The 9,012-nt window shown below is 70.2% G+C and carries 8 protein-coding genes; 4 read left to right on the forward strand and 4 right to left on the reverse strand.

From position 1 onward, the window contains the following. Position 1: 1 nt before the first annotated feature. The 3 genes from ABT034_RS12775 to ABT034_RS12785 are packed head-to-tail and all read right to left on the reverse strand — an operon-like array spanning position 2 to position 2,626. A complete protein-coding gene (locus tag ABT034_RS12775) occupies positions 2 to 808 on the reverse strand; it encodes an MlaE family ABC transporter permease (RefSeq protein ID WP_189801008.1) in 807 nt (268 codons plus the stop codon). Between the two features lie 5 nt (positions 809 to 813). Next, entirely contained in the window at positions 814 to 1,578 is a 765-nt protein-coding gene (locus ABT034_RS12780) for an MlaE family ABC transporter permease (protein WP_351214226.1), read from the reverse strand. Between the two features lie 34 nt (positions 1,579 to 1,612). Next, on the reverse strand, positions 1,613 to 2,626 hold the full coding sequence (locus tag ABT034_RS12785; protein ID WP_351214228.1) for an ABC transporter ATP-binding protein: 1,014 nt from the start codon (positions 2,624 to 2,626) through the stop codon (positions 1,613 to 1,615). 627 nt (positions 2,627 to 3,253) lie between these two features. Here ABT034_RS12785 and ABT034_RS12790 point away from each other — a divergent pair. The 4 genes from ABT034_RS12790 (at position 3,254) to ABT034_RS12805 (ending at position 8,130) form a co-directional block, all read left to right on the forward strand. Further along, complete coding sequence (locus ABT034_RS12790) at positions 3,254 to 3,889, forward strand: PraA/PraB family alkane oxidation protein activator (protein WP_351214230.1); 636 nt, start codon at positions 3,254 to 3,256, stop codon at positions 3,887 to 3,889. Between the two features lie 118 nt (positions 3,890 to 4,007). Next, positions 4,008 to 5,666, forward strand: coding sequence for a DUF6801 domain-containing protein (locus tag ABT034_RS12795; protein ID WP_351214232.1), 1,659 nt, complete (start codon positions 4,008 to 4,010; stop codon positions 5,664 to 5,666). Positions 5,667 to 5,755: 89 nt separating this feature from the next. Beyond that, entirely contained in the window at positions 5,756 to 6,700 is a 945-nt protein-coding gene (locus tag ABT034_RS12800; RefSeq protein ID WP_351214234.1) for a hypothetical protein, read from the forward strand. Positions 6,701 to 6,918: 218 nt separating this feature from the next. Then, the gene (locus ABT034_RS12805; protein ID WP_351214236.1) at positions 6,919 to 8,130 is read left to right on the forward strand and encodes a PucR family transcriptional regulator; all 1,212 of its coding nucleotides are present in this window, start codon (positions 6,919 to 6,921) and stop codon (positions 8,128 to 8,130) included. Between the two features lie 25 nt (positions 8,131 to 8,155). Here the strand turns inward: ABT034_RS12805 and ABT034_RS12810 are convergent, their stop codons facing one another. Then, positions 8,156 to 8,947, reverse strand: a complete 792-nt coding sequence (locus ABT034_RS12810; protein WP_351214238.1) for an ABC transporter permease — start codon at positions 8,945 to 8,947, stop codon at positions 8,156 to 8,158. Between the last annotated feature and the right edge of the window lie 65 nt (positions 8,948 to 9,012).

Genomic DNA, 9,012 nt, shown 5'->3' on the forward strand with positions numbered 1-9,012 from the left:
CTCACCCCGCCACCTTCACGGTCGTGGTCGCGCCCCAGAGGGCAAGCGACAGGAAGAAGTCGGTGACGCTGATCAGCACGATGGCGTTGCGTACGGAACGGCCGACGGCGATGCCGACGCCCGCGGGGCCGCCGGAGGCCCGGAAGCCGTAGTAGCAGTGGGCGATGATCACCATCACGCTGAAGATCAGCACTTTCAGCACCGACAGGAGGACGTCCGTCGGTGACAGGAAGAGGTTGAAGTAGTGGTCGTACGTCCCCTGGGACTGGCCGTTGAAGAGGACCGTCACGTAGCGGGAGGCCAGGTAGGAGGAGAGCAGGCCGATCGCGTAGAGCGGGACGATGGCGACGACGCCCGCGATGATGCGGGTGGTGACCAGGTACGGCATGGAGCGGATGCCCATGCCTTCGAGGGCGTCGACCTCCTCGTTGATGCGCATGGCGCCGAGCTGGGCGGTGAAGCCGGCGCCGACGGTCGCGGAGAGGGCGAGTCCGGCGACGAGCGGGGCGATCTCCCGGGTGTTGAAGTAGGCGGAGACGAATCCGGTGAAGGCAGCGGTGCCGATCTGTTCGAGTGCCGCGTACCCCTGGAGGCCGACGACGGTCCCGGTGAACAGCGTCATCGCGATCATGACGCCGATGGTGCCGCCGATGACGCCGAGGCCGCCGGAGCCGAAGGCGACCTCGGCGAGCAGCCGTTGCACCTCCTTGAGGTAGCGGCGCAGCGTCCGGGGTATCCAGAGCAGGGCCCTGACGTAGAACAGGAGCTGGTCGCCGGACCGGTCGAGCCAGACGAACGGGGAGGCCATCGGTCTCAGCCTCCCTTCGGCGGGACGATCTGGAGGTAGATGCCGGTCATCACCATGTTCACGAAGAACAGCAGCATGAAGGTGATGACGACGGACTGGTTGACGGCGTCCCCGACTCCCTTGGGGCCGCCGCGGGGGTTGAGCCCCCGGTAGGCGGCGACGATGCCCGCGATGAACCCGAAGATGAGCGCCTTGAGTTCGCTGATGTAGAGGTCGGGCAGCTGGGCGAGGGCGGAGAAGCTGGAGAGGTAGGCGCCGGGGGTGCCGCCCTGGAGGATGATGTTGAAGAAGTAGCCGCCGAGTGTGCCGACGACGGAGACCATCCCGTTGAGGAGGACCGCGACCGCCATGGTGGCGAGGACGCGCGGGACGACCAGACGCTGTACGGGCGAGACGCCCATGACCTCCATCGCGTCGAGCTCCTCCCGGATCTTGCGGGAGCCGAGGTCGGCGCAGATGGCGGAGCCGCCGGCGCCGGCGATCAGGAGGGCGACGATGAGCGGGCTCGCCTGCTGGATGACGGCGAGGACGCTGGCACCGCCGGTGAAGGACTGGGCGCCCAACTGCTGGGTGAGGGAGCCGACCTGGAGGGCGATCACGGCGCCGAACGGGATGGAGACGAGCGCGGCCGGCAGGATGGTGACGCTGGCGATGAACCAGAACTGCTCCAGGAACTCCCGGAACTGGAAGGGCCTTCGGAAGACGGCCCGGCTCACCTCGGCGGTGAGGGCGAAGAGACGGCCGGTCTGCCGCAGCGCGCCGGTGATCACGAGCCGCTCCCCGGGGCCGGTCCTGTCAGGGTGATCACGAGCCGCTCCCGGGGACCGGCATGCTCAGGGTGGGCGCCGCGGCGCTCCGTGCGTAGGTGTCGCGGATGGCCGCGCGGGCGGCGGGCGGCAGTTGGTCGAGCATGCCGAGGACCCGTTCCCGCCGGCGCGCGACGGCCGCGCGCGGGGGCAGGCCGGGCGACGGTTCCAGCTGCGGGACGATGCCGGGGGGCCCGCCCGGCCGGTGGCCGGTGGGGTTGACCGCCTCGGCGGCGAGCAGAGCGGCGTCCTTCTCCTCGGACATGCCGATGGGGCCTTCGCGGCGGCCGGCGAGGAACTGGGTGACGACCGGTTCGTCGCTGGTGAGGAGGACCTCGCGCGGGCCGAAGGTGACCAGGTTGCGCCGGAAGAACATCCCCATGTTGTCGGGGACGGTGGCCGCGATGTCGAGGTTGTGGGTGACGATCAGCATCGTCGCGTCGATCCGGGCGTTGAGGTCGATGAGCAGCTGGGAGAGGTAGGCGGTGCGGACGGGGTCGAGCCCGGAGTCCGGTTCGTCGCAGAGGACGATCTGCGGGTCGAGTACGAGTGCGCGGGCCAGGCCGGCGCGTTTGCGCATGCCGCCGCTGATCTCGCCCGGCAGTTTCCCCTCCGCGCCGAGCAGGCCGACGAGGTCGATCCGCTCCATGACGATGCGCCGGATCTCGGACTCCCGCTTGCGGGTGTGCTCGCGCAGCGGGAAGGCGATGTTGTCGAAGAGGGTCATGGAGCCGAAGAGGGCGCCGTCCTGGAACATGAGGCCGAAGAGTTTCCGGGTCTCGTAGATGTCGCGTTCCGGACTGCTGACCATGTCGACGCCGTTGATGAGGACACGGCCCTGCTGGGGCTTGAGCAGTCCGATGAGTGATTTCAGGAAGACCGTCTTTCCGGTGCCGGAAGGGCCGAGCATCACGCTCACCTCTCCGGCCGGCAATGTCAGCGTCACGTCCTGCCAGATGTTCTGCTTGCCAAAGGACATGGTCAGACCCTCAACGACTACTTCGATTCCCATCCCACCTCCAGCAAGCGTGCGTCGGCATGCGTCGCGGGCGCACGGTAAGTCGGTGCGGATCACCCGGACAATAGCCTGGCGGCAAAATCCTTGATCCGCTCCCGCATGTGTCACCGCGGAGACAAGACAGTGGTCGTCTTTTGTCTCCGCCGAGACAGGTCGGGCCTGCAGAGCTGCGCCGACCTGCGACTGGTCGCCGCTCCCGGAACGCTACGGCCGAGTAACCTTCCTCGGCAATACCGGATTACGAGTTTTCCCGAGACGGGGCGGAACAGCGGAACACTTGTCAGCCGGGAGACAGTTCCACTTCTCTGCTTGTCACCAGGGAGAGCAGCGAGCACAAAACCAGCCGCTGGAGAGAGTCGAATACCGGCCCCTCGCAAGGCGCTCCTGATCGATCATAATTGTCGACTTTGCGCACCCCGGAACCAAGGGGATTCCCGCCACCGCTCACCCGCCTGACAGGCAATTCGGCCTCTTCAAAGAATCATGGGCTGCGCCATTGTTCAGCTAAGTTTCCCGCAAGTAACGTCAGGTTTCGCGGCCGAGAAATGCCGGGCCGCCGGCCGCTCGCCCCCCACCGCGGCCACCCTCTGCCGGTCAATCCCCAAGGAGATCCCCACAGCCATGAAGAAGCCCATGAGAAACCTCGCCGTCGTCGCCGGTGCCGCCACCGCCGCGTTCGCCCTCGCCGCGGCTCCCGCCTCGGCGGTGCCCTCGACGGTCTGGACGGTCAACCCGTCGCCGTCCAACTTCACCGCGACGAACAGCGGGAACGTCGTACTGAGCGTCAACGGCATCGCCATGACGTGTACGAAGTCGAACGCCTCGGGCACCATGCAGAGCGCCACCGGCAACCCGGCGACCGTCGCCTCCATCAGCGCCATCGCCTTCGGCGCCACCGGCGCCCCCTGCACCAGCGTCCTGGGCAACGTGACCACCGTCGCGACCACCCCCTGGACCGTGGTGGCCCAGGACTACACCGCCGCGACCGGCGTCACCAAGGGCTACGTCGGCAACGTCGACGCCAAGGTGACCGTCGGCGCCTGTGTCTTCCGCGTGACGGGCAAGGCGTCCGGCACCTACACCAACTCGACGGGCGCGCTCGCCGTCAACAGCGTCGCCGGCGAGCTCACGGTCGTCTCCTCGACCAACTGCGGCTCCGCCGTCCCGGTCGGCGCCAAGCCGACCTTCAAGGGCACGTACCTCGTGAAGAAGTCGGGCACGGTCACCATCCCGACGATCGTCGGCACCAACCCGTAGCACCCGGGAACCCGCGTCCGTCCGGCCGGCGACCCCGGCCGGGCGGACGCGGGCCTGTCCGTACCCCCGACCGCCTCCACCCCGCGCACGCACGCGCACGACCCGAGCGGAGCACCAGATGAGAGGCCAGCGAGCCGCCCTGCGGCCCTCCCGCGCCCACGCGCGCGGCGCGGCGATCGCCGCACTCGTGGCACTCGCCCCCCTCCTGCCCGCCGCCGCGGTCGCCCTCGGCTCCCACGAGGTCGACGCCGAACTGCCCTACCTCTGCGCCCTGCCCTCGGGACAGCAGCCCGCGACGGTACGGATCAAGGCCACCGTGCCCGACCGGGTGGCCGTCGGCGAGGAGGTCCGGCCCACCGAGGTCAGCACGACGGTGGAACTCCCGGCCCCGGCCGTGGCCGACCTCGGCGCGCCGGAAGCCGCCACCGTACGGGCGGAGACGCTGCTCACGGTCGGCGCGGACCAGAACGGGCAGCGTACGGACGTCACATGGCGCGGGACGGCGCAGTCCCTCGCCGTACCCGCCGAAGGACCCCTCACCCTCACGACGACCGGCGACGTCCCCGGCCTGACGACGGGCAGCACCGGCGAACTGACCCTCACCGCCGGCGGCATCGGCGTCGACCTCGCCCTGAGCGCGGCCGACGGCACGCCCACCACCCCCGCCTCCCTCTCCGTCACCTGCGTCCCCGGTCAGGGCACGGACGGCGCCAGGGTGCTCGCGAGGGTCCCGGTCGGCGCCGGACCCTCCACCGGAACGCCGGGCACTCCCTCCACGCCGTCGACCGCCCCCTCCTCGGCCTCTCCCTCGTTGCCCTCGTCGCCCTCGTCCCCCTCCGGCTTCCCTCCGTCCTCGTCCCCGCGGCCGACTTCCCCGGCGGCGGGCGCGACGACCGGCGGGACCGGTGAGCCCCCCGCCGCCCCGGAGGCCGGAAGCGCGGAGGACGGCGGCCCGGGGGCGGTCCCGGAGACGACGCCCAGCGCCTCCGCCGGCCCGCGTACCGCACCGCCCTGCCGCAAGGACGCGCCGACCTCCACGTCCCTCACCGCGTACATCACGGGCTACGCCAACGTGCGGAAGCTGAATGGCGCCACGCTCGTCCCGGTGTCCTGCGTCCTCATCGAACAGGGCATACCGGAGATCGACTTCCGGCCGGACGGCAGCCTGCACCTCCTCCAGAAGTCGGACGCCGAGCTCTCGTACGAGGGGCGCAAGCAGTCCCCGCCCTTCAAGGCCACCTTCCTGACCTTCGACTTCATGCCGGCCACGGCGACCATGGTCCTGGAGCAGGCGGGACCCATGACCGTCGAGTCGGACATCCTCCTCGTCTTCCCCGACAACATCGCGGAGACCTGGATCCGCGCCCCCCTCGTCCTGCGCGTCCTCGACGTCCGCGTCAACGGCACCCGGCTGGACGTCGGCCCCTCCTGCCGTACGGCGAAGCCTCTCAGCTCGCCGGAACCGAACCCCGTCAAGTACCCCGGAGACCATCTGGTGCTCCTGGGCAAGGGGCAGCTCCTCAACGGCACCGACGCCACCGGCTACGTCCTCACCAGTGGCGGCCCGCTCACCGGTGAGGTGACCATTCCCGCCTTCCAGGGCTGCGGCGCCGGCGGCGAGAACCTCGACCGGCTCCTCACCGCCTCCATCTCCGGCCCCGGCAACCACCTCAAGCAGATCCAGGGCCAGACGTGCGCGGTGGGCGTCGAGGTGCCCACCGAGGGCCAGTGCACCGAGGACCGCCAGCCGTACGTGGTCCCCGAGCCGGAGCGCTGAACCGGCGCACCCGGCCCGGTGCGCCATGCCCGCCCTTCCTTCCCCGCGCTCTCCCGTCCCGTCCACTCCCCTCAACGGAAGGCATCGCCATGCCCGTCGTCTCCCCCCGCACCCGCCTCGCCACCCTCTCCGCCCTGACCGCGCTCGGCGCCTTCGTCTCCATGGGCACGGCGACCGCGGCCGCCCCGGAACTGGACGGCAGCTGGGCGCCGTTCACCCGCTGCCCCGTCGACGCCCCCGCGATGCTCGCCGCCGACGGCCTCGACAAGGCGCCGCAGTGCGTCTCCTCCTCGTCCGCCAGCGGCTCCATCAAGCTCGGCAACACGACCGTGGTCACCGGCAGGACCGACCTCCAGATCGGTGTCATCCAGAACGCCGACGGCACCAGCACGGTCGTCGCCCCCGCCGCCGGCGCGATCATCGCCGACTCGGCCACCGTGCCCGGGGGTCTGCTCGGCCTGATGTGCCCGAGCGACATCCCGTTCATCACCGACATCTGCAAGCAGCTCTCCGACGCCAGGCTCAACAAGATCACCGCCACCGTGGAGTCGGTCGGCACCCCCTCGGACTTCGACCAGATCGCGGGCGTCCTCACCGACATGCCGATCGTCAACATCCCGGTCCGCATCCACCTGCAGAACCCGTTCCTCGGCAACAACTGCTACATCGGGACGAAGGCCAAGCCGATCATGCTCCGTCCGAGCAACGCCACCTCCCCCTCCTTCGCCGTGGAGCGCTTCAACGGCGACGGCTCCCCCAACGAGGAAGGCGACATGAGCCGCCTCAACATCCTCGGCTCCACCCAGGTCGACACCACCTTCGCCGTCCCCGGCGCCAGCGGCTGCGGCCTGGGCCTGCTCGGCCTGATCGACGGAGCGGTCAACCTCAAGACGGGGCTGCCGTCCGCCGCCGGGAAGAACCGCCTCACCCTCGACAACTCCCAGACGTACCTGACCGGCCTCTACGCCCCCGGCGTCGTCGCCCCGGACGCCGGAAAGGTCCTGTCCCAGAACTGGCACTCCGCCGTCAAGTAACGGCCAGTCAGGGGCGATTCCCGGCCTAGTCGGGGGCGTACACCCTCCGGGGACGCCAACTCTTGCGCAAGTTGTGTACAGCACACAGCAGGTGTCCTAGCTTCAGCAGTCCACGTCGGTGCGCGCCTGACGGCCCCTGCGGCGCCCACCCCACCGGGTCGGGCGCCGCAGACCGTCGCTCCCCCCACCGGTCGCGCAGGAGAGCAAGGGATCGGCCCATGCCCGCAATCGCACACTCACCGACCACCGGTGAACCGCTCGATCCGCTCCCCCGGGAGTTCGCCGACCTGATGAGGCCGGAGATCCCCGGCCTCATCAAGGAGATCGGCGTCGAGGTCCAGCGGGCCTACCCCGTGTACGCCCACCTCTTCAACGGGCCGCACTCGGACGCGATCCGCCAGGGCGTGGAGCAGGCCCTGGCGGCCTTCGTGGAACGAGTCGCCGCCCCCGGGGCGAACTCCGCCCTCCGGGACGAACTCCTGCGCAAGTTCGGCCGGGTGGAGGCCTACGAGGGCCGCGACCTCGACACCCTCCAGGGCGCGTACCGCCTCGGCGCGCGCATCGCGCTGCGCCGGGCCAAGAGCATCGGACGCACGTACAACCTCTCCCCCACCCTCATCCTGGCCTTCGCGGACGCCCTCTTCGCCTACGTCGAGGAGCTGGAGTCCCTCTCCCGCGAGGGTTACGTCATGGTCCAGGCGCGCGGGATGTCCGACGTGGCGGCGCTCCGAAGACAACTGCTCCACCTCGTCGTCGCCGGCCCGCCGCTGCCCCGGGCGACCATCGCCGAGCTGTGCCAGGAGGCCTCCTGGCAGCTCCCCGCCGAGTGCACCCTGGTCGCCCTGCGCCCGCCGGTCGCCGAACTCGTCCAGGCGGGCCTCGACCGGGACGTCCTCGCCGACCTCGGCCTCCCCCAGCCGCATCTGCTCATCCCCGGCCCCCTCACCACCGAGCGGCTCGCGATGCTCCGCTCCGCCTTGGCCGGCACCCCCGCCGTCGTCGGACTGACCGTGCCGCCGGGGCAGGCCGCCCACTCCATCCGCTGGGCACGGCGGGTCCTCGAACTCATCGACGACGGCGTCGTCGCGGACGCCCCCGTCGTGCACTGCGAGGACCACCTGACCACGTTATGGCTGCTGTCCGACCCGGCGCTCACCGCCCATCTCGCCCAGCGTGAACTGGCGCCGCTCGACGGCCTGTCGGGCACCCGGCGCGAGCGGCTGATCGAGACCCTGCGCGTCCACGTCTCCACGCGCGCACCCGCCGAACAGGTCGGCGAGATGCTGGGGGTGCACGCCCAGACGGTCCGCTACCGCCTGCGGAACCTGGACGCCCACTTCGGCGACCGGCTGCTCGACCCGGAGCACCGCTTCGCTCTGGAAGCAGCGCTCCGTGCGCTCCATCTCCAGGAGACGAAGCGCACGGACTGAGAGCGACGACCGCCGGGGCGGGTTGCTACTTCGGGTCGCGGTTGAAGAGGGCCTTGGACCAGAAGTAGCCGAGGGCGATGAGAGCGAGGCACCACGCCACGGCGAGCCACCCGTTGTGGCCGATCTCGGTGCCGAGGAGGAGGCCGCGGAGGGTCTCGATGGCGGGGGTGAAGGGCTGGTACTCGGCGATGGGCTGGAACCAGCCCGGCATCGTGTCCGCCGGGATGAAGGCGCTGGAGACGAGCGGCAGGAGGATCAGCGGCATGGCCATGTTGCTGGCCGCCTCCGGGTTCGGGCTGGCCATGCCCATCCCGACCGCGATCCAGGTGAGCGCCAGGGCGAACAGCGTGAGCAGTCCGAACGCCGCCAGCCACTCCAGGGCCGTGGCGTCGGTGGACCGGAAACCGATGGCCACGGCGACGGCACCGACGAGGACCAGACTGGCGAGCACCTGGAGCACGCTGCCGACGACGTGCCCGATGAGCAGCGATCCGCGGTGGATCGCCATCGTACGGAAGCGGGCGACGAGGCCCTCGGTCATGTCCATGGAGACGGCGATCGCGGCTCCGATCACCGTGCTGCCGATGGTCATCAGGAGCAGGCCCGGGACGATGTAGGCGATGTAGTCGGAACGGTCGGCGCCGCCACCACCGATGCCCGCGCTCATGACGTCTCCGAAGATGTAGACGAAGAGCAGTAGCAGCATGATCGGGGAGAGCAGCAGGTTGAGCGTCATGGACGGATAGCGGCGGGCGTGCAGGAGGTTGCGCCGCAGCATCGTGGTCGAGTCGCGTACGGCGAGGGTGATCGAGCTCATCGGACGGTCTCCTTGGACGGACCCTGCTGGGTGGGGACGGTGGTGGTGGCGGTGAGGGCGAAGAA

This window comes from Streptomyces sp. NPDC002773, assembly GCF_040295605.1.
Lineage (GTDB): Bacteria > Actinomycetota > Actinomycetes > Streptomycetales > Streptomycetaceae > Streptomyces.